General features: G+C 59.4%; 17 protein-coding genes. 11 read left to right on the top strand and 6 right to left on the bottom strand.

What is annotated here, in order from left to right; translation table 11 throughout:
- The first annotated feature begins 89 nt into the window (after positions 1 to 89).
- The gene (locus ACLEXF_RS08240; protein WP_023318719.1) at positions 90 to 1,091 is read left to right on the top strand and encodes a substrate-binding domain-containing protein; all 1,002 of its coding nucleotides are present in this window, start codon (positions 90 to 92) and stop codon (positions 1,089 to 1,091) included.
- Between the two features lie 21 nt (positions 1,092 to 1,112).
- Here the strand turns inward: ACLEXF_RS08240 and ACLEXF_RS08235 are convergent, their stop codons facing one another.
- Positions 1,113 to 2,054: a sugar-binding transcriptional regulator gene (locus ACLEXF_RS08235; protein ID WP_004201572.1), complete on the bottom strand. Its 942-nt coding sequence runs from the start codon at positions 2,052 to 2,054 to the stop codon at positions 1,113 to 1,115.
- Between the two features lie 206 nt (positions 2,055 to 2,260).
- Between ACLEXF_RS08235 and dalD the strand changes: the two genes are divergently transcribed.
- The 10 genes from dalD to ACLEXF_RS08185 all read left to right on the top strand — a co-directional run bounded on the left by dalD (position 2,261) and on the right by ACLEXF_RS08185 (position 13,909).
- Positions 2,261 to 3,628 carry a D-arabinitol 4-dehydrogenase gene (gene dalD, locus ACLEXF_RS08230; RefSeq protein ID WP_062914152.1) on the top strand — a complete coding sequence of 456 codons (1,368 nt, stop codon included), beginning with the start codon at positions 2,261 to 2,263 and terminating at the stop codon, positions 3,626 to 3,628.
- Between the two features lie 9 nt (positions 3,629 to 3,637).
- Positions 3,638 to 5,101 (top strand): xylulokinase, encoded by a 1,464-nt coding sequence (gene xylB, locus ACLEXF_RS08225; RefSeq protein WP_062914151.1) that lies wholly within the window; start codon positions 3,638 to 3,640, stop codon positions 5,099 to 5,101.
- 70 nt (positions 5,102 to 5,171) lie between these two features.
- Positions 5,172 to 6,449, top strand: a complete 1,278-nt coding sequence (dalT, locus tag ACLEXF_RS08220) for a D-arabinitol transporter (RefSeq protein WP_069734087.1) — start codon at positions 5,172 to 5,174, stop codon at positions 6,447 to 6,449.
- A 49-nt stretch (positions 6,450 to 6,498) separates the two neighbouring features.
- A complete protein-coding gene (locus ACLEXF_RS08215) occupies positions 6,499 to 7,161 on the top strand; it encodes an HAD family hydrolase (protein ID WP_062914149.1) in 663 nt (220 codons plus the stop codon).
- Positions 7,162 to 7,457: 296 nt separating this feature from the next.
- Entirely contained in the window at positions 7,458 to 8,612 is a 1,155-nt protein-coding gene (locus ACLEXF_RS08210) for a mandelate racemase family protein (RefSeq protein ID WP_004214749.1), read from the top strand.
- A gap of 119 nt (positions 8,613 to 8,731) precedes the next feature.
- The gene (locus tag ACLEXF_RS08205) at positions 8,732 to 10,354 is read left to right on the top strand and encodes an ABC transporter substrate-binding protein (RefSeq protein ID WP_004180553.1); all 1,623 of its coding nucleotides are present in this window, start codon (positions 8,732 to 8,734) and stop codon (positions 10,352 to 10,354) included.
- The gene (locus ACLEXF_RS08200; protein WP_032456380.1) at positions 10,351 to 11,388 is read left to right on the top strand and encodes an ABC transporter permease; all 1,038 of its coding nucleotides are present in this window, start codon (positions 10,351 to 10,353) and stop codon (positions 11,386 to 11,388) included. Before ACLEXF_RS08205 ends, ACLEXF_RS08200 begins: the two co-directional genes overlap by 4 nt.
- On the top strand, positions 11,385 to 12,290 hold the full coding sequence (locus tag ACLEXF_RS08195; protein ID WP_407259691.1) for an ABC transporter permease: 906 nt from the start codon (positions 11,385 to 11,387) through the stop codon (positions 12,288 to 12,290). The genes ACLEXF_RS08200 and ACLEXF_RS08195 overlap by 4 nt, the downstream gene beginning before the upstream one ends.
- On the top strand, positions 12,262 to 13,125 hold the full coding sequence (locus tag ACLEXF_RS08190; protein ID WP_004175147.1) for an ABC transporter ATP-binding protein: 864 nt from the start codon (positions 12,262 to 12,264) through the stop codon (positions 13,123 to 13,125). The genes ACLEXF_RS08195 and ACLEXF_RS08190 overlap by 29 nt, the downstream gene beginning before the upstream one ends.
- Positions 13,126 to 13,135: 10 nt before the next feature.
- The gene (locus ACLEXF_RS08185; RefSeq protein WP_004180550.1) at positions 13,136 to 13,909 is read left to right on the top strand and encodes an ABC transporter ATP-binding protein; all 774 of its coding nucleotides are present in this window, start codon (positions 13,136 to 13,138) and stop codon (positions 13,907 to 13,909) included.
- A 240-nt stretch (positions 13,910 to 14,149) separates the two neighbouring features.
- Here the strand turns inward: ACLEXF_RS08185 and yegS are convergent, their stop codons facing one another.
- The 5 genes from yegS to ACLEXF_RS08160 form a co-directional block, all read right to left on the bottom strand.
- Positions 14,150 to 15,046 (bottom strand): lipid kinase YegS, encoded by an 897-nt coding sequence (yegS, locus tag ACLEXF_RS08180; protein ID WP_017899357.1) that lies wholly within the window; start codon positions 15,044 to 15,046, stop codon positions 14,150 to 14,152.
- A 242-nt stretch (positions 15,047 to 15,288) separates the two neighbouring features.
- Positions 15,289 to 16,650 carry a tRNA 5-hydroxyuridine modification protein YegQ gene (gene yegQ / locus ACLEXF_RS08175; protein ID WP_004201559.1) on the bottom strand — a complete coding sequence of 454 codons (1,362 nt, stop codon included), beginning with the start codon at positions 16,648 to 16,650 and terminating at the stop codon, positions 15,289 to 15,291.
- A gap of 317 nt (positions 16,651 to 16,967) precedes the next feature.
- A complete protein-coding gene (baeR, locus tag ACLEXF_RS08170; RefSeq protein ID WP_004201558.1) occupies positions 16,968 to 17,690 on the bottom strand; it encodes a two-component system response regulator BaeR in 723 nt (240 codons plus the stop codon).
- A complete protein-coding gene (baeS, locus tag ACLEXF_RS08165) occupies positions 17,687 to 19,183 on the bottom strand; it encodes a two-component system sensor histidine kinase BaeS (protein WP_048295157.1) in 1,497 nt (498 codons plus the stop codon). The genes baeR and baeS overlap by 4 nt, the downstream gene beginning before the upstream one ends.
- On the bottom strand, positions 19,180 to 20,595 hold the full coding sequence (locus tag ACLEXF_RS08160; protein WP_004201556.1) for an MFS transporter: 1,416 nt from the start codon (positions 20,593 to 20,595) through the stop codon (positions 19,180 to 19,182). Before ACLEXF_RS08160 ends, baeS begins: the two co-directional genes overlap by 4 nt.
- Position 20,596 lies beyond the last annotated feature (1 nt).

The raw sequence follows: 20,596 nt of genomic DNA, 5'->3' as shown, positions 1-20,596 counted from the left end.
CAATCGATGAAGCTATGTTGCGCTCGCTTCATCGATTGAGCAAGTGGGGAAATTAACAGCGACATGATTTTGTGACGCAAGTTGGAAAAATGAAGAAGATAACGATTTACGACCTGGCGGAGCTTTCCGGCGTTTCGGCGAGCGCGGTGAGCGCTATCCTCAACGGTAACTGGAAAAAACGCCGCATCAGCGCAAAGCTTGCCGAGAAGGTGACCCGGATTGCTGAGGAGCAGGGCTATGCGATTAACCGCCAGGCCAGCATGCTGCGCAGTAAAAAATCACACGTCATTGGCATGATTATCCCCAAATACGATAACCGCTACTTCGGTTCCGTCGCTGAACGCTTTGAGGAGATGGCCCGCGAGCGTGGCCTGCTGCCGATTATCACCTGTACGCGCCGAAGCCCGGAGCTGGAGCTCGAAGCGGTAAAAGCGATGCTCTCCTGGCAGGTTGACTGGGTGATCGCGACCGGGGCGACCAATCCGGATAAAATTTCCGCGCTCTGCCAGCAGGCGGGCGTGCCTACGGTCAATCTCGACCTGCCGGGGTCTCTCTCTCCGTCGGTGATTTCGGATAACTACGGCGGTGCGAAAGCGCTGACCCACAAGATCCTCGCTAACAGCGCCCGCCGTCGGGGATCGCTGGCGCCGCTGACCTTCATCGGCGGGCGCAGCAGCGACCATAACACCAGCGAGCGTTTACGCGGTTTCCACGATGCGCATCACGAGCAGGGGCTGAGCGTGCCGCAGGCGAATATTCTGGCTCCCGGCTATTCGAAAGGTCACGTTGAGGACTGCCTGCAGGAGCGGTTTGGCAGCGCGAAGACGCTATTGCAGGGGATATTTGTTAACTCGACGATATCCCTTGAAGGGGTTGTGCGCTGGCTGTCGCAGGTGGGGCTGACCGGCAGCGAGCAGCCGCCGATGGGCTGCTTCGACTGGGATCCGTTTGTCTATCTGCTGGGGCACGATATCGACATGGTGCAGCAGGACGTGCCGGCGATGCTGGACGCTGTTTTTTCGATTATTGACGCCGGCGAAGCCAGCCAGCAGCGGATTGAAATTCCGCCGCGACTGATGAGCAGCAGTTGAGTCGCGGTTTGCTGTTTGCCGTTAGCGCGTCAGCAGCCAGCGAGCGGTATGTTCATCGGTCACCAGGCCGTTGATCCAGCCGCCTTTAAGGGCGGCCAGGATCGCCGGTCGTTTGTATTCTCCACAGGCCGCGGCAATCCGCGGGCAGTGGTTCTGGCGGATATCATAGCTGGTGATCATGCGGTTGATCTCGCTGTCGACCACCTCGCCTTCTGCATCAATAAACCGCCCGAGGATCTCCCCGATGCCGCCGCGGGCGGTCAGCTCATCCATCTGCGCCTGATTGATAAATCCGTCTTTAAAGATCGGGCTTTGCGTGCCCAGCGGACCAATACCGACAAAAATCACGTCCGCCTCCCGGGCGACGCCAGAGACGCTGCGGAATAAGCGATTGGTGCACCACATCTCATACTCATCCGCGGTCTGGGCGTAGCGCGGCGCCGGCCACTGATAGTACTTGGCTTTTATTTTGCTCGTCAGCAGCAGGGGCACGTCATCGTAATAGTTGCACTGCCCGTCGGCGTCCATGGCGCTGATCAGCGCCACGCAGCGGGTATTCAGGCTGTCGAAATCGATGCGCTGCAGCGCTTTTTTCAGGGTCAGGCCCGAGCCCAGACCGATGATTTTCTCTTTATCATCCTGCAGGTAGCGAGCCATCAGCTGATAGCAGCCAAACGATACGCTGTCGAGGGTGCTTTCTTCGCTAAAGGCGGGGACCACATTGCACTCAAGAAGCCGATACTTTTCCTGCAACAACTGCGCATAATCGAGGCAGTTCGCAACTGGATGGTGCAGATTAATCGACACAATCCCTTCTTCTTTCGCGGCGGCGATCAGCCGTTGCACCACCGGTCTGGAGGTGCCCAGCTGGCTGGCAATCTCGCTCTGATTCTGGCCGGCGATGTAGTACATCCATGCGGCACGCACCTTCTGATCCAACCGGATATCGTCTTCTTTACTCATGGTTTCCCGCCCTAAGTTGCTGGCCTGGGCACGCAATTGGCCCGGCGAATAACCGCATTCTCGCCGTGGTTGGCATAACTGGCAAGCTTTTGCTCTCGACTGGTCATTTGTAATTTAATTGGGTAATTGTTCTTTTGTGATCTGTGGCTCTTATTTTGGTCAAATGATCAATTACAGTGGCGCCATCAACTCAAGGAGAGCAGAACATGAACAATCAATTCACATGGCTTCACATTGGTCTGGGTTCTTTTCATCGCGCGCATCAGGCGTGGTATCTGCATCGTCTGATCGCTTCCGGGGATAAGCGCTGGAGCATCGCGGCGGGCAATATCCGCAACGACGCCGAGCAGGTGGTGCAGGCGTTGGCGGCGCAGGGAGGACGTTACGTGCTGGAGACCGTCAGCCCGGAAGGGGAGCGCGAATATGAAGAAATCACCTCTATTCAGAAACTGCTGCCGTGGCAGGCAGGGCTGCAGCCGCTGATTAACGAAGGGGCCAATCCGCAGACCAAAGTTATCGCCTTTACCGTGACGGAAGGGGGGTACTACCTGAATACCCGCCATCAGCTGGAAACCAGCAACCCCGATCTGCAGGCCGACCTGAAAGGCGAATGCAAAACCATTTACGGCACCCTCGCACGAATTCTGGAAAAGCGCATGGCGGACAACGCCGGGCCGCTGACCCTGCTCAACTGCGACAACGTGCGGCATAACGGCGAGCGCTTCCACGACGGGATGGTGGAGTTCCTGCAGCTTACCGGCAAACAGGCGGTGATTGACTGGATGGCCGCGAATACCACCTGTCCGAATACCATGGTGGACCGCATCACCCCGCGTCCGGCGGCCGATCTGCCGGCCCGTATCAAAGCGCAAACCGGCATTGACGATAAGGCGCCGGTAATGGGCGAGACCTTTATCCAGTGGGTGGTGGAGAACAACTTCCGCGATGCCCGCCCAAATCTGGAAGCGGTCGGCGTGGAGATGGTCGAGTCGGTTATCCCCTATGAAGAGGCGAAAATCCGCATCCTGAACGCGTCCCACAGCTGCATTGCCTGGGCGGGGACCTTAATCGGCCAGCAGTATATTCACGAAAGTACGCTCACCGATGCTATCTACGCCATTGCCGACCGCTACGTCACAGAGGATGTCATTCCTTGCCTCGGCGATAACGGCATTGATCTGCCGACCTACCGCGATGTGGTGCTCAAGCGCTTTACCAACCCGCATATCCAGGACACCAACCAGCGCGTTGCCGCCGACGGCTTCTCAAAGATTCCGGCGATGATCGCGCCAACCTTGCAGGAGTGCTATCAGCGCGGCGTCCGTCCGGAAGCGACCGCCATGCTGCCGGCGCTGTTCTTCGTCTTTATGGAGCAGTGGCATAAGGGAACCCTGCCGTATCAGTACCAGGACGGCATCCTGGATGAGCAGGCGGTGCATGAGATGTATGAGGCTCAGGATCCGGTGGCTGTCTTCGCCCGTGATAAAGCCCTGTTTGGTGACCTGGCCGACAACGCGGATTTCCTGGCGCTAATGCGCGAGAAAGTCGCCGCTGTTTACACGCTTATTAAATAAGAGGTGGCTATGTATCTGGGTATCGATCTTGGCACATCGGAAGTCAAAGCGCTGGTCATTGATGAGAACAATCAGGTTATCGCCAGCCATAGCGCGCCGCTGAGCATTCAGCGGCCTCATCCGCACTGGTCAGAACAATCGCCGGAGTTATGGTGGGAGGCGACGGAGTACCTGATGGCCACCCTACGGGAAAAATGCGCTCAGCACTGGTCGGCCGTCAAGGCGATTGGCCTCTCCGGACAGATGCACGGCGCGGTGCTGCTGGATGAAAAGGGGGAGACGATCCGTCCGGCCATTCTGTGGAACGACACCCGCTGCGCCGCAGAGTGCGCAGAGCTGGAGGAGATGGCGCCGGAGCTGCATCAGGTGGCGGGCAACCTGGCGATGCCGGGCTTTACCGCGCCGAAGCTGCTGTGGGTGCGTCGTCACGAGCCGCAAAACTTTCAGCGCACCGCCACGGTGCTGCTGCCGAAAGATTATCTGCGCTACCGGATGACCGGGAAGAAAGTCTCCGATATGTCGGACGCCGCCGGGACGCTGTGGCTGGATGTGGCGAAGCGCGACTGGTCCGATGCGCTGCTGGACAAGTGCGGCCTGTCGCGCAGCCAGATGCCGACGCTGGTGGAAGGCTGCGAGGTTTCCGCCACCCTTGACCCGCATGTGGCCGAACGCTGGGGGCTGAACGCCTCGGTGGTGGTGGCCGGGGGCGGCGGCGATAACGCGGTCAGCGCCATTGGCGTCGGCGCGGTTTCACCGGGTGATGCGTTTATTTCGCTCGGTACCTCCGGGGTGCTGTTTGTGGTGACCGACGCCTATCGTCCGGCGCCGCAGTCGGCGGTCCATGCGTTTTGTCACGTTCTGCCGAACCTGTGGCATCAGATGAGCGTGATGCTTAGCGCCGCCAGCTGTTTGCAGTGGTTCTGCCGCCTCACCGGTACCACGGAAGTGGCGCTGCTGGCGGAGATTGCCGAGCTAAGCGAGGAGGATAAAGCCAACGCGCCGTTCTTCCTGCCTTATCTCTCCGGGGAAAGAACCCCGCATAACGATCCTGACGCCCGCGGCATCTTCTGGGGCATGACCCACTCCAGCCTGCGTGCCCAGCTCGGCTACGCGGTGCTGGAGGGGGTGAGCTTTGGCATCAACGACGGCCTGCAGGTATTGAAAGAGAGCGGGACGCCGATCGCGCAGTGCTCGCTGGTGGGCGGGGGCGCCCGCAGTCCGTTCTGGGCCCAGCTGCTGGCCGATATTCTCGCTATGCCGGTGGTGACCCACAAAGGCGGAGAGACCGGCGGCGCGCTGGGCGCGGCGCGGCTGGCCTGCCTGGCGGCAGGCAAACCGATTGCCGCGGTGTGTGAAAAACCGGAAGTCTGGCAGACCTGGCGTGCGGATCCTGTTCGCCACCACACCCTGATGCAACGCTACGCGCAGTTTAAGGCCCTGTATTTAAACGATCTGCACTATCGGCAGCACTAATTTTCACCACCACAGCCGCTTCGTTGCACATCGCGGAGCGGCCACCCTGTACCCTGAAAACGAGGTCATTATGTCTATCAATAATAAACAGTGGCTCGGTTTACCCCTGAACCTGCTCTGGGGATACATCGCCATTGCCGTATTTATGACCGGCGACGGTTTCGAATTAGCTTTTCTCTCGCACTATATCAAAGCGCTCGGCTTCTCTCCGGCGGAGGCCTCCTTTGCCTTTACCCTCTACGGCCTGGCCGCCGCGCTGTCGGCGTGGATTTCCGGCGTGGTGGCGGAAATTATCACCCCGCTGAAAACAATGATGATTGGCTTCGTACTGTGGTGCGTGTTCCACGTGCTGTTCCTCGTTTTCGGCCTCGGTCACGCCAACTATGCGCTGATCCTGCTTTTCTACGGCATCCGCGGCTTCGCCTATCCGCTGTTCCTCTACTCGTTTATCGTGGCGATTGTCCATAACGTCAAAAGCGACAACGCCAGCTCGGCCATCGGTTGGTTCTGGGCGGTCTATTCCATCGGCATCGGGGTCTTCGGCAGCTATATTCCGAGTTTCACCATTCCGCATATTGGCGAAATGGGCACCCTGTGGCTGGCGCTGGCCTTCTGCCTTACCGGGGGCGTGATTGCTCTGGCTTCCCTGCGCCATATTCAAACGCCGCAGCATATGCAGAATCTCACCACCCGTGAGAAGTTTGCCGAGCTGGGACGCGCCGCGACGCTGCTCTATACCAACCGCAATATTCTGCTGTCGAGCATGGTCAGGATCATCAATACCCTCTCGCTGTTCGGGTTTGCGGTGATTATGCCGATGATGTTCGTTGATGAGCTGGGCTTCAGCACTTCAGAATGGCTTCAGGTGTGGGCGGTCTTCTTCTTTACCACCATTTTCTCTAACGTGCTGTGGGGCATTTTGGGTGAAAAACTGGGCTGGATGAAGGTGGTGCGCTGGTTCGGCTGCATCGGGATGGCGCTTTCCAGCCTGGCGTTTTACTACATCCCTCAGCACTTTGGCCACAGCTTTGCGATGGCGCTGATCCCGGCCATCGCCCTTGGGATCTTTGTCGCCGCCTTTGTGCCGCTGGCCGCCGTGTTCCCGGCGCTGGAGCCGAAGCACAAAGGCGCGGCGATTTCGGTATATAACCTGTCGGCGGGGATGTCTAACTTTCTCGCTCCGGCGATTGCCGTGGTGCTGCTGCCGTTCTTCAGCACCATTGGGGTAGTCATCGCCTATACCGCATTGTACGTGGTGGCCTTTTTCCTCTGTGCGTTTATCCGCGTGGAGCAGCCGGGATTTTCCCACAAGGAAGCGACTGCCCGTGAGCAGGTTGAATTCTCTTAAGGTGATGTGGCTGGCATGGGCTCCATGCCAGCCTTAATGAGGTGAACGAATGAGTATGCAGGCGGTTATTTTTGACATGGATGGCGTGATTATTGATTCCGAGGCGCTGTGGCGCCAGGCGCAGATTGACGCCCTTGCGCAGTGGGGAACAACGGCGAGCGTGGCTGAGTGTGAAACCCTGACCAAGGGCAAGCGTCTCGACGAAATCGCCGACACCTGGTGCCGCTATTTTCAGCTTAACCTTGCCCCATCGCTGCTGGAAGAGGCCATATTGCAGCGCATCACCGGCCTGATTGCCGCCGATGGCGAGCCGATGCGTGGGGTGCAGGAGGCGTTAGGCTATTTTCGCGCTGCCGGTTATAAAATTGCGCTCGCCACGTCATCATCCCGCCAGGTTATCGCCGCCGTGCTGAACAAGCTCTCGCTCTGGCACTTTTTTGACGCGATCTCCAGCGCGGATGATGAACCACGCGGCAAACCGCACCCGGCGGTGTACCTCACGACGCTGCGGAAGCTCAATCTCAACGCCAGCCAGTGTCTGGTGATTGAGGATAGCTTTACCGGCTTTTGCGCGGCCCAGTCGGCGGGGATTGCCACGATAGTGATTGCAGAAGATAGCCAGCACGCGCGTTTCCAGGCCGCCGCTGGCCGCTACCGGGCGCTGCCGGAACTGCTGGAAGCGCTTACCGCCGCGCCAGAGGCGGCGGTTTAAGTCGCCATTTGTGGGCGCAGACATTCCCGGGATGTAGCTGGTCGGTTAATCTCTTCTCTGCGCTCACGCCCTTTTTTCTCCTGGTCGATCTGCCTCACATTTCGCTCATCTTTTGTGAAAACAGTCACGTCTTGTTGTGCCAATGCCCAAATTTATGGCCTTGCTTAGCGGTGTTTGTCCGAGGCACTACTACGAAGTTGTGCTTAGATTATATATTGAAACGTATTTTCAATAATGTGAAACCGCTTTGCCGATTTGATTATGTCGATCGGATTTGGCCGTGATAAGGACCGAGCATGAAAATTGAATCTGTGAATGTCACCGTTTTCCAATATCCCACTCGTCGGGTTTCCGACAGCGCCGGGCACTCCCATCCGGGGGGTGAAAGCATGGCCAAAATGGCGATGCTGACCATCACCGCTGATGATGGGGCGCAGGGCTTTTCGTTTGCGCCTCCGGAAGTCGTGCGCCCGTTCGTGGTGAATACTTTTTTTCGCAAAGTGCTGGTGGGACAGGACCCGTTTAACCGTGAGCGTATCTGGCAGGATCTTAACCACTGGCAGCGCGGCAGCGCACATCAGCTAACGGAGCGCGCGCTGTCGTTTGTTGAACAGGCGCTGTGGGACCTGATCGGCCGCAGCCTTAAGATGCCGGTTTATAAGCTGCTCGGCGGCTATCGCGACACTGTCCCGGCTTACGGTAGCACCATGTGCGGCGACGATCTGCCGGGCGGCCTGTCGACCCCGGAAGAGTATGCCGCTTTTGCTGAGAAGCTGGTCGCCCGCGGCTACAAGGCCATCAAGCTGCACACCTGGATGCCGCCAATCTCTTTTGCGCCCAATCCCAAAATGGACATTAAAGCCTGCGCGGCGGTGCGCGAAGCCGTAGGGCCGGATATTGACCTGATGATTGATGGCTATCACTGGTACAGCCGCGCCGAGGCGCTGTGGATCGGCAAAGAGCTGGAAAAACTCAATTTCGCCTGGTTTGAAGAGCCGATGGAGGAGGATTCGATGTCCTCCTATGCGTGGCTGGCGGAAAACCTGTCGATTCCCATCGTCGGGCCGGAGAGCTTCGGCGGCAAGCACCACATGCGCGCCGAATGGGTGAAAGCCGGGGCCTGCGACATTCTGCGCGCCGGCGCTAACGGCGTGGGGGGGATTACACCGACCATGAAGGTGGCGGCGCTGGCGGAATCTTTCGGCATGGATTGCGAAGTCCACGGCAACGGAGCGGCAAGCCTGGCGGTGGTGGGCGCGATCCGCAACTGCCGCTGGTACGAGCGCGGCCTGCTGCATCCGTTCCTCGACTACGATGAACCGGCGGCCTATCTCAACAGCATTGTCGACCCGATGGATGACCAGGGATTTGTGCATTTGTCACAACGTCCGGGTCTCGGTGAAGACATTAATTTTGCGTATATCGAAGCCAATACCGTTAGCCACGACTGATTTAAAAAAATAAATACCCGATGGCGCTGCGCTTATCGAGCCTGCGGCCCGGTAGACCGGATAAGCCGAAAATGCCGCCATCCGGCAACATGTACCCTACAGTACAGGCAAACAGAGATATGAAAAAAACCTCCTTACTGGGAGCGTGTATTCTCGCGCTCGCCATGTCGATGGGGAGCGGGGAGGCGGTGGCGAAAACGCCGCCCGACCAGCTGATCATCGGCATGAATATGAATAACCTGCTCACCCTTGACCCGGCGGCGATGACCGGTAACGAAGTGGTGGGGATCGTGGTCAACCTCTACGACTCGCTGGTGGAGCTTGACCCTGAGCAGCTCACCACCGTCAGGCCCGCGCTGGCGAAATCCTGGGATATCAGCCCCGACGGCAAAACCCTGACCTTTCATCTGCGCGATGACGTTAAGTTTCACTCCGGCAACCCGCTGACCGCCGCCGACGTCGTGTGGTCAATGCGGCGCATCCTGCACCTCAACCTGGCCCAGGCCTCAGTATGGAAATCCTATGGCTTCAGTAAGAAAAATATCGACAGCCAGGTCAGCGCGCCGGACCGCTTCACGGTGCAAATCGTATTACCCAAAGATAACGATCCGCAGCTGGTGATTTACTCGCTGGCGGCGCTGGGCAACCTCGGAGTGCTGGACAGTAAAACGGTGCAAAGCCACCAGCAGGATAACGACTGGGGTAACCGCTGGCTAACCACCCATGAAGCCGGTTCCGGGCCGTTTATCCTCGAAACCTGGCAGGCGAAAGATGTGCTGCGCATGAAGCGCAACCCTGACTACTGGCGCGGCGAGGCGAAAATGAGCCGCGTGGTACTGCGTCATTTCCAGGAGTCGCAAACTCTGCGCCTGATGATCGAAAAAGGCGACCTTGATATTGCCAACAATATGGCGGTTTCCGATATCAACGCCCTGCGCAGCGATCCGCAGCTGACCGTCGATGCGGTGCAGCGCGGCACCATGTACTACGTGGCGATGAGCATGAAAGAGGCGCACTTCGCCAATCCGAAAGTGCGCGAGGCGGTGCGCTATCTGATTGATTACCAGGGTATCAATAAAGCGCTGATGCCGGGCTACGGCGTGCTGCACCAGCGGCCTATCAAAGCGGGAATGCCGTCCACGCTACCCGATCCCGGCTACAGGCTGGATGTGGCGCGGGCGAAAAAGCTGCTGGCGGAAGCGGGATATCCCAACGGCTTTGATACCACGCTGCGGGTACTCTCCGATCAGCCATTTCTTAACATCGCTATCGCCGTGCAGTCGACGCTGATGCAGGCGGGGATTAACGCCAAAATCATCACCGGCACTGGTAACCAGATCTACGGCGCAATGCGCGAGCGTAAATTTGACCTGCTGGTAGGTCGCGGCGGCAGCGGGATGGAGCCGCATCCGCACTCCAGCCTGCGCGCGCTGGTCTATAACCCGGATAACAGCGATAAGGCGCGCCTGACCAACTTCCAGGGCTGGCGTACCGGTTTTTACGACCCGCAACTGAATACGATGATTGACCAGGCCCTGCTGGAACGCGATCCGCAAAAACAGGTGGCTGACTACCAGGCCATCCAGACACGCTACGACCAGCTGGTTCCGGCTTTAATTCCGCTTTCGCAGATGGTTGATTCGGTCGTCGTGCGCAACGAGGTACGGGAGTATCAGCCGCACCCCTCCGCCACCACTTTTCTGCGTGACGTCTATAAAGTCCGCGAAGGAGAGAAAGGATGAGTACCGCAATCCTTGCGCCCGGCTCACGCGGCCGGCGCTTATCAAAACGGCTACTGCAGGTGGTGATTACACTGTTCGGCCTGCTGCTGCTGACCTTTACCATTGGCCGCGTCATGCCCATCGACCCGGTGCTGGCGATTGTCGGCCCGGATGCTGACCAGAGTACCTATCAGCAGGTTTACCAGCAGCTGGGGTTTGATAAATCGCTGACCACCCAGTTTGGCATCTATTTCGTCAACCTGTTGCACGGCGATCTGGGCAACGCGCTGCTGACCGGGAAACCGGTGGTGGACGATATTATCCGCGTCTTCCCGGCCACCATGGAGCTGGCAACGATGGCGATTATTGTCGGCGCGGGTCTTGGTATTCCGCTGGGCGTGTTGGCGGCGGCGCGGCGCAATAGCGTCTCCGATTATGTGGTACGCATTATCAGCCTGGCGGGCTACTCGATGCCGATCTTTTGGGTCGGGATGATGGGGCTGCTGGTGTTCTATGCCTGGCTTGGCTGGGTAGGCGGCGCCGGGAGGGTAGAGCTCGGGCTGGATGGTGTGGTGCCGCGCTGCACCGGGCTGATGACCGTTGATGCGCTGCTGGCCGGCAACGGCCAGGTGTTCTGGAACGCCATTAATCATCTGATTCTTCCCGCCTCGCTGCTGGGTTTTCACTCGCTGGCTTATATCAGCCGTATGACCCGCAGCTTTATGCTGGCCCAGCTGTCGCAGGAGTTCATTATTACCGCCCGGGTGAAAGGGCTGACCGAGCGCCAGGTTATCTGGAACCATGCGTTTCGTAACATCCTCGTGCAACTGCTGACGGTGGTGGCGCTGGCCTACGGCGCGCTGCTGGAAGGCGCGGTGCTGATTGAAACCGTCTTCTCATGGCCGGGGTTTGGCTCCTACCTTACCGGAAGCTTGCTGCTGGGCGATATGAATGCGGTGATGGGCTGCGTGCTGCTGGTGGGGGTGATCTTCGTGATGCTCAACCTGCTCTCCGACATGCTGTATCAATTCTTTGACCCGAGGACAAAATCATGACCGTTTCTCTGGATTCGCCGCTTTCGGGTGGTGCGGGCGAAGGCCGTCAGCGGCTGCAACGCGCGGCGGCGCGGGCCGTCGGGTTTATCGGCAAAATGGCGCGCAATCCGCTCACGGCCATCGGCGGAGGAATTATCTTTATGCTGCTGGTGGTGGCGATTTTCGCGCCGCTGATTGCGCCTTATAACCCGCTGGTACAGGACCTGAATAGTGCGCTGGTCGCGCCGAATGCGCAGCACTGGTTCGGCACCGATGAGTTTGGCCGAGATATCTTTAGTCGCCTGGTGTACGGCTCCCGCATCACGCTCTATATCGTGCTGCTGGTCTCAGTGACCGTCGGTCCGCTCGGACTGCTGCTGGGCGTCAGTGCCGGCTATTTCGGCGGTAAAGTCGATATGGTGCTGATGCGCGTCACCGATATTTTCATCTCCTTCCCGAGTCTGGTCCTGGCGCTGGCGTTTGTCGCCGCTTTAGGACCGGGGCTGGAGCACGTGGTTATCGCCATCACGCTGACCGCCTGGCCGCCGATTGCCCGTCTGGCGCGCGCCGAAACGCTCTCTCTGCGCCAGGCTGATTTTATCTCCGCCGTGCGTCTGCAGGGCGCTTCATCGGCCCGCGTCCTCTGGCGCCATATCGTACAGCTGTGTCTGCCCTCGGTCATTATCCGTATCACCATGAATATGGCCGGGATCATTCTGACTGCGGCCGGCCTAGGCTTTCTCGGCCTCGGCGCGCAGCCGCCAGAGCCGGAGTGGGGAGCGATGATCTCCAGCGGGCGCACTTATATGATGGAGTGCTGGTGGGTCGTAACCATTCCGGGGCTGGCGATTTTGATCAATAGCTTAGCGTTCAACTTCTTAGGAGATGGCCTACGTGACATCCTCGATCCCCGTAGTGAATAATGCACCGCTGCTCGACGTGCGCGATTTGTGCGTCGACTTTGTTAACGGTAGCGCGGTGACCCACGCCGTGCGCGGCGTCTCCTTCCAACTGGGGCATGAGAAGCTGGCTATTGTCGGCGAGTCCGGTTCGGGTAAGTCCACCGTTGGGCGCGCGCTGCTGCAGCTGCATCCGAAAAAGGCCCGCGTCAGCGCCAGCCGGATGCAGTTTGCCGACCTCGATCTGCAGCATCTTAGCGAAGCGCAGATGCGCGGCGTACGCGGCAAACGTATCTCTATGATTATGCAGGACCCGAAATATTCGCTTAATCCGGTGGTCTGCGTGGGTAAGCAAATCGCCGAGGCCTGGCTTACTCATCATCCCGGGCGCAAAGATGAGGCGAAAGCCAGGGCGCTGGAGATGCTGGAGGTGGTGCGTATTCGCCAGCCGGAGCGCGTTTATCAGCTTTATCCGCATGAAATATCCGGCGGACAGGGGCAGCGCATCATGATCGCCATGATGCTGATTACCGACCCGGAGCTGATCATTGCCGATGAGCCCACCTCCGCGCTGGACGTGTCGGTGCGCCTGCAGGTGCTGGGCCTGCTGGATGACCTGGTCCAGTCGCGCGGGCTGGGGCTGATTTTTATCAGCCACGATATCAACCTGGTGCGCAGCTTCTGCGACCGGGTGCTGGTGATGTACGCCGGACGGGTAGTGGAGTCCATCGCCGCTAAAGATCTCGATCACGCCCGTCACCCCTACACTCAGGGATTGATTAACTCGCTGCCGGATATGCAGCATCGTCGCCCGATACTGCCGGTGCTGCAGCGTCAGGCCAGCTGGTTAACGGATTAAGGAGCGGATAATGATTGAAGTTCAACATCTCAACCTCGCGTTTGGCGAGGGGGAGAAGCGTAACCAGGTGCTGTATGACGTCAGTTTCCACGTTAAGCCCGGCGAGATCTACGGTCTGGTAGGAGAGTCCGGTTCCGGTAAAACGACGGTGCTCAAGTGCCTGGCGGGGCTGTTTACCCACTGGCAGGGGGAACTGACCATCGATGCTCAGCCCTTAGGGCATGAAATTAGCCGCGAGCGCTGCCGTCAGGTGCAGATGGTATTTCAGGACCCCTACGGATCGCTGCATCCCCGTCACACCATTGGCGATATCCTCGAAGAGCCGCTGCAGATCCATCGTATCAACGACCGCGACCGGCGGATCAATGTGCTGCTGGATAAAGTTGGCCTCAACCGCGCCTTTCGCGAGCGCTATCCGCATCAGCTCTCCGGCGGGCAGCGGCAGCGCGTGGCGATAGCCAGAGCGCTGATTCTTGAGCCTCAGGTGCTGCTGCTGGATGAGCCGACGTCGGCGCTGGATGTGTCGGTGCAGGCTGAGATCCTTAACCTGCTGGCAGAATTGCAGCGGGAGGCTAAGCTCACTTACCTGATGGTCACCCACGATCTTGGGGTTATTGCCCACTTATGCCAGAAAGTGGCGGTGATGCAGTACGGGAAGATCCTCGAAACCCTGACGGTCGATGCGCTGGTCAGCGGCCAGGCGCAGACGGCCTATACGCAGATGCTGGTTAACGCCAGTCGGCAATATACGCGCGAAATGGCGCGTGAGGTGGCGGAATACTAAGCTTTATGGCGCATTGTCTCACGGCAGATGCGCCCATTTTAATAGGTAACCATTTGATGTTATAGGTTTTTTGTGGTTGTGGGTATCGTCTATTAATGTAAGCGCGTTGTTTGGATCGATATCCTGCCTAGGTTTTTCCTGCAGCCGCAGGTGCCGTTTTACCTTAACATTCAGAGGCTCAATCAACGAACCCGGCTGCTGTATACCAGCCGGGCACCGTCTTTGCTTTGCGAAGCCTGATCAGCGCAACAGCGGGCAGTCGGGCGGCAGCCGGCAGCGCAGGGCCGCCGGTAACAGCTCCATACGGAAGGTTTTTCCGCTGAGCGGCTCGCCGTCGAGGTTAAACGTCATCTCATGGGGGGCGGTGATCTCAAACCAGGAGGAGACGCCGTCGACAATATTCGGCGAGTTTTCCGGATTCGCCAGGGTGCTGAAGAGGGCAGGGATCAGCTCTTCGCCGGTGAAAATGCGCAGATGCAGCAGACCATCGTTAATCAACGCCTCCGGACATAGCTGCTGGCCGCCGCCCGCCTGGCGGCCGTTGCCGATGCCGATGACCAGCGCATCGCCCTGCCAGTGAAAGTTCTCCCCGCGGATCTCGCAGCGGTCCGGCTTCAGGGTATCCATGCGCATCAGGCCGTGGATTAAATAAGATACACCGCCGAGCGCGGCTTTGAGCTTTTCCGGCGTTTCGGTGGTGATCCGGGTGCCGAACCCGCCGGTCGCCATATTAATAAAGCCGGTCTTATCATTAACCCGGGCGATATCTATCGGCACATCGCGACCGACGATCGCCAGCTTGAGGGCGCTGGCCAGATCCTGTGGAATACCGACGCTGGTGGCGAAGTCGTTGGCCGTGCCCAGCGGTAAAATCCCCAGCGCCATGTTGCTGCCGCGCTCCACCAGCGCGGTCGCCACTTCATTAATCGTGCCGTCGCCGCCGCCGGCGATCACCGTTTCAACGTTCAGCTGCAGGGCTTCATCGATAAACCGCGCGGCATCGCCCTTTTCCCAGGTCACGCGGACGTGAATATCAATCCCTTCATCGCGTAACAGGTTAACCGCTTCGCGTAGCTGCGGTTCATTGGCACCTTTGCCGTTAAGGATCAGTAAGCTGGCAGGAAACGTAGACATCATCAAGGGAACCTTTATTGCTCAATGTTGCATAAAGTGTACCGCATGACGCAAGTGAAGGCCGGAAGAGAGGCAAAAAAATAAGCCCGCGTAAGGGAGATTACGCAGGCTAAGGAGGTGGTTCCTGGTACAACTAGCATTTATGGGTTATGTTTTTCAGCGAAATGGATGATACCTGTTTCGATCGAAACGGTATGTGATCCGATTCTAATATCCTTACATCGTGAAAAAATAACGCAAATTAACTAGTTACCGTGCGGGTTTCTGGTTGTCTGACCAGTAAAGTTGCGCATCAGCAGCGCATACTGCAGGGGCAGGTCGTCCGGCACAGGCAACCATACGGTATAGCCGTCGCCCGGGGCCACCGGCATGGCTTCGCCTTTGCCATTTTCCATGTGCTCGAGGGTGAAGTTGACGTTACCCTGCGGAGTCATCAGTTCAAGGCTGTCGCCAACGCTGAACTTATTTTTGACCGCCACTGCCGCCAGCGGGCCGTTCCGCTCCCCGGTGAATTCGCCGACAAACTGCTGGCGTTCGGAGAGGGAGTAGCCATATTCGTAGTTCTGGTAATCGTCATGGGTATGGCGGCGCAGGAAGCCTTCGGTGTACCCGCGATGGGCCAGCCCCTCAAGGGTTTCCAGCAGGCTGGTATCGAACGGTTTGCCGGCGGCGGCATCATCGATCGCCTTGCGGTAAACCTGGGCGGTGCGCGCGCAGTAGTAGAAGGATTTGGTGCGGCCTTCGATCTTCAGCGAGTGAACGCCCATCTGGGTCAGACGCTCAACGTGGGCGATAGCCCGCAGATCTTTCGAGTTCATGATGTAGGTGCCGTGCTCATCTTCGAAGGCGGTCATGTACTCGCCCGGACGTTTGGCTTCCTCGATCATAAAGACTTTATCGGTCGGTGCGCCAATGCCGAGGGTTGGCTCCACGGTCTGCACCGGAATCGGCTCATATTTGTGAACGATATTGCCGACGTCGTCCTCTTTACCTTCCGCCACGTTGTATTCCCAGCGGCAGGCGTTGGTGCAGGTTCCCTGATTCGGGTCGCGCTTGTTGATATACCCGGAGAGCAGGCAGCGGCCGGAGTAGGCCATGCACAGCGCGCCGTGGACGAAAATCTCAATTTCCATCTCCGGCACCTGGCGGCGGATCTCTTCGATTTCATCCAGCGACAGTTCACGCGACAGGATCACGCGGGTGAGGCCCATCTGCTGCCAGAATTTTACCGTCGCCCAGTTGACGGCGTTGGCCTGCACCGAAAGATGGATCGGCATATCCGGAAAGTTTTCCCGCACCAGCATGATTAAACCCGGATCGGACATGATCAGCGCGTCCGGACCCATCTCCACCACCGGCTTCAGATCGCGAATAAACGTTTTCAGCTTGGCGTTATGCGGGGCGATGTTGACCACCACATAGAATTTTTTACCCAACGCGTGGGCTTCATTGATGCCGAGCTGCAGATTTTCGTGATTGAATTCGTTGTTACGCACGCGCAGCGAGTAGCGCGGCTGGCCGGCATAAACGGCATCGGCGCCATAGGCGAAAGCGTAACGCATATTCTTCAGCGTTCCCGCCGGGGAAAGGAGTTCTGGTTTAAACATGGTGTTCTCGTTCTGATGACAGGTCAGATTCGCCGCACCGGGTGCGGCGAGTTGGGGAGTGTCCCCACATTAAGGGCGGGCATTGTAGCGCCGCGGCGAAGGGGAGTAAATATCAGATGGGTATCTTTCAGTATGGCTAATTTGTTTGCCATTTTGAACCTGGGCAGTGCTCACACTGACAGCACTCATAACGCCTGGTGGGATAGACGCTACGGAGTTTCCCGGGTTGCGGCGTAAACGCCTTACCCGGGTTACGGATTGCAGACGGCGGTGGACTTGTAGCCCGGCTAAGCGCAGCGCGAGCCGGGAAAGGCTCACTACGCCAGCCGGCAGGCGTCGGCTTCCCAGCGGTAGCCAACCCCGTACACGGCGCGGATAAACGACTGTTCGGCGTCCAGCGCCTCCAGCTTGCGCCGCAGGTTCTTGATGTGGCTGTCGATGGTGCGGTCGGTCACTACCCGATAGTCGTCATACAGATGGTTGAGTAGCTGTTCGCGGGAGAACACTTTGCCCGGCTCCTGGGAGAGGGTTTTCAGCAGCCGAAACTCGGCGGGGGTGAGGTCCAGCAGCTTGTCGCGCCACGAGGCCTGAAAACGGCCCTCGTCGACAATCAGCGGACTCTGCGCGTCCAGCGCCTGCAGGTCGCGCTGCGGCTTGCAGCGGCGGAGAATGGTTTTCACCCGGGCGACCACTTCCCGCGGGCTGTAAGGCTTGCAGATATAGTCGTCGGCGCCAATCTCCAGCCCCAGCAGGCGGTCGATCTCTTCGATTTTCGCCGTCACCATCACCACCGGAACGTCGGAGAAGCGGCGAATTTCGCGGCACAGCGTCAGGCCGTCGGTACCGGGCAGCATCAGATCCAGCAGGATCAGGTGCGGCGGAGTCTGGCGAACGTAGGGCAGGACCTTGTCGCCATGGTTAATCAGCGTAGGCGCATAGCCGGCGGCCTGCAGATAATCAATCAGCAGCTGGCCGAGCTTGGGTTCATCTTCCACGATAAGAATGCGCGGGGTGTTTTCATCTACAGGCAATTCAGTCATACGTCTCTCGGTAAATCATGTTCCAGAGGTAACTCAACTTTAATGCTAACCCCGCCAAAAGGCGAATGGTCGGCACGCAGGGTGCCGCCGTGGGCCGCTACGATATTGAGGCAAATCGCCAGCCCAAGGCCGGAGCCGCCGCTGGCGCGGTTGCGCGATCCTTCTGCCCGGTAAAAGCGCTCGCACAGGCGGGCCAGCTGCTCATCGCTGACCCCGGGGGCGCTGTCGGCGAAGTCGATCACCAGCATCCGTCCGCTGCGGCGGGCGGTGATGTGCAGGCTGCCGCCGCTGTCGGTATAGCGCAGGCTGTTTTCCAGCAGATTGTTGAAGAGCTGCATCAGGCGGTCGCGGTCGCCGAAGATCATCGCCTGCTCCGGGAGCGACACCTGGATGCTCAGCTGCCGGCCGGCGAAGCGCTCGCGAAAAGCGCCTGCGGCTACCTCCAGCAGGGTGATGATATCCAGCGAGGTTTTCTGGTAGGCCAGCGCTCCCTCATCGGACATCGACAGCTGATGGAGATCGTCTACCAGCTTGGTGAGGGTGGCCACTTCAGCCTGCAGAGAGGGAATGGATTCAGGGGTAAAACGCCGGACCCCGTCCTGAATCGCCTCCAGCTCGCCGCGCAGCACCGCCAGCGGGGTACGCAGTTCATGGGAGATATCGGCCATCAGGTCGCGACGCATCTGCTGGTTGCGCTCCAGGGTGCTGGCAAGCTGGTTAAAATCCTGCGCCAGGCGGCCGAGCTCATCGCCGCCGGTCACCGTCACGCGGGTGGAAAAGTCGCCCGCCGCCAGCTTATGGGTGCCTTCCACCAGCCGTTTCACCGGCGCCAGCAGGCCGCGGGCCAGCGGGAAGGTGGCCAGCGCGGCAAGCAGGGTGGCGAGGGCGACAATCAGCCAGCTGGTGCGCTTCTGCTGCCGGTCGAAGTTAATGTCGGTATTGCGGGTTAGCCGCTCCACCGGCGAGGCGATCACTCTGCCTACCTCCACGCCGTTGACCATAATGCTGCGCTGGCTGCCGTCCTCCGGCACACGCTCGCGGGGGCCCACCAGCACCCGGCCAGACTGATCAACCACCCAGAACATGGTGCGCCAGCCGTGGGGCGGCATTTCCGGCCTCGGGCGCGGGCCGTCAGGGGGACCATCCGGCGGCGGCCCATCGGGACCGGCGCCCGGCGCGTCCATCGCCCCCGGCTTCATGGCGTGCCCCGGCGGCGAGCGGTCGTCATTATCCCGTTCGAAGGTGCGCAGCAGCTGGAAGATAAAGCGGTCATTGTTGCGCAGAAACGCCCAGCTGCCGTGCTGGGCATACTGCTCGCTCAGCGCGTCGCTAAGCATGGTTAACCGCTGCTCATTGCCGCGCTTGATGTAATCGATAAACCCGCGTTCGAAACTGATGCGCACCGCCCAGTGCATGCTGATCAGCAGCACGATGCAGGTGGCGAAAATAGCGAGGAACAGCTTGCCGGTAATGCCCGGGCGCCAAAATTTCACGATCCACTCCTGTTGCGTCGACGGATGACGGTATTGCTGCCGACGTCATCCGGTACCCGGGAAAAGATGAGCGCCGGCAGGGCGATGATCGCCGCCATGCTCAGATAGGTATAGAGAAAGACCTGATGGGTGCCGGCGGCGTCGAGGCTCAGATGCTGCTGGCCGTACAGCCCCAGCAGCAGCCCGGCGATGGTCACGCCAATACTCATCGACAGCTGCATCACCATCGACAGCAGGCTGTTGCCGCTGCTGGCCAGATCGTCCGGGAGATCTTTCAGGGTCAGGGTATTCATCGACGAGAAGCGACTGGCGTTGATCATCCCCTGCAGAAACAGGATCAGCGGCAGCGCGTAATACCAGCCCGCCAGGGCGCAAAACATAAACAGCAGGCTGACTGCCGCCAGCCCCAGAGTGCTGGCGACCAGCACCCGACGGTAGCCGAAGCGGTTGACCACCTGGACCACGATCCGCTTCATCCCCATGCTGCCGAGCACCATCGGGATCATCATCAGCCCGGCGTGGAAGGGGCTAAAACCGAGGCCGATCTGCAGGAACACCGGGGTCATAAACGGCAGCATGCCGCTGCCGATGCGCCCGGCGAAGCTGCCGCCGAGGCCAAGGGAGAAGGTGCGGTTGCGAAACAGGTTAAGGCTGAACAGCGCCCGGGCGTTACCGCGGGCGTGCCACAGGTAGAGCAGCAGGGCGGCGAGGCCGACGGCCACCAGTCCCGCCAGCCAGGCGGGGGAAATGCCGAGCCCTTTCTGGCCATCCAGCGCCAGGGTCAGGGTCGCCATCCCGGCCGCCAGCAGCACAAAGCCGGCGAGATCGAAGCGTCGGGTCTGCATGGTGTAGTTGGGCATCAGGCAGAGGGTGGCGATGGCGCCGACGATCCCCACCGGGATGTTAATGAGGAAGATCCAGTGCCAGGAGGCGTACTCCACCAGTACCCCGCCCAGCGCCGGGCCGAGCAGCGGGCCGACCTGGCCCGGCAGGGTAACGAAGGTCATCGCCGCCATGTACTGATCGCGCGGGACGATCTTCATCACCGTCAGGCGACCGACCGGCACCATCATCGCGCCGCCGATACCCTGCAGCACCCGCGCCATCACCAGCTGGTCAAGGGTGCTGGCCTGGGCGCAAAACAGCGATCCAGCGGTAAACAGCACGATGGCGGTAAAGAAAATATTGCGCACCCCGACCCGGTCGGCCAGCCAGCCGCTGGCCGGCAGCATCACCGCCACCGTCAGGACATAGGAGACGATGATCATATGCATATGCAGCGGACTCTCCCCAAGGCTTTTGGCCATCGAGGGGAGGGCGGTGTTGACGATGGTGGTGTCCAGCGACTGCATAAAGAAGCCGAACGCCACTATCCATAGCTGCCAGCGCACGCTGGCCGGGAGGTCTGTCATC

This window comes from Klebsiella pneumoniae complex sp. WS1778 (genome assembly GCF_049472055.1).
Classification (GTDB): domain Bacteria; phylum Pseudomonadota; class Gammaproteobacteria; order Enterobacterales; family Enterobacteriaceae; genus Klebsiella; species Klebsiella quasipneumoniae.
This window is presented reverse-complemented; position numbering and strand designations above follow the sequence as displayed.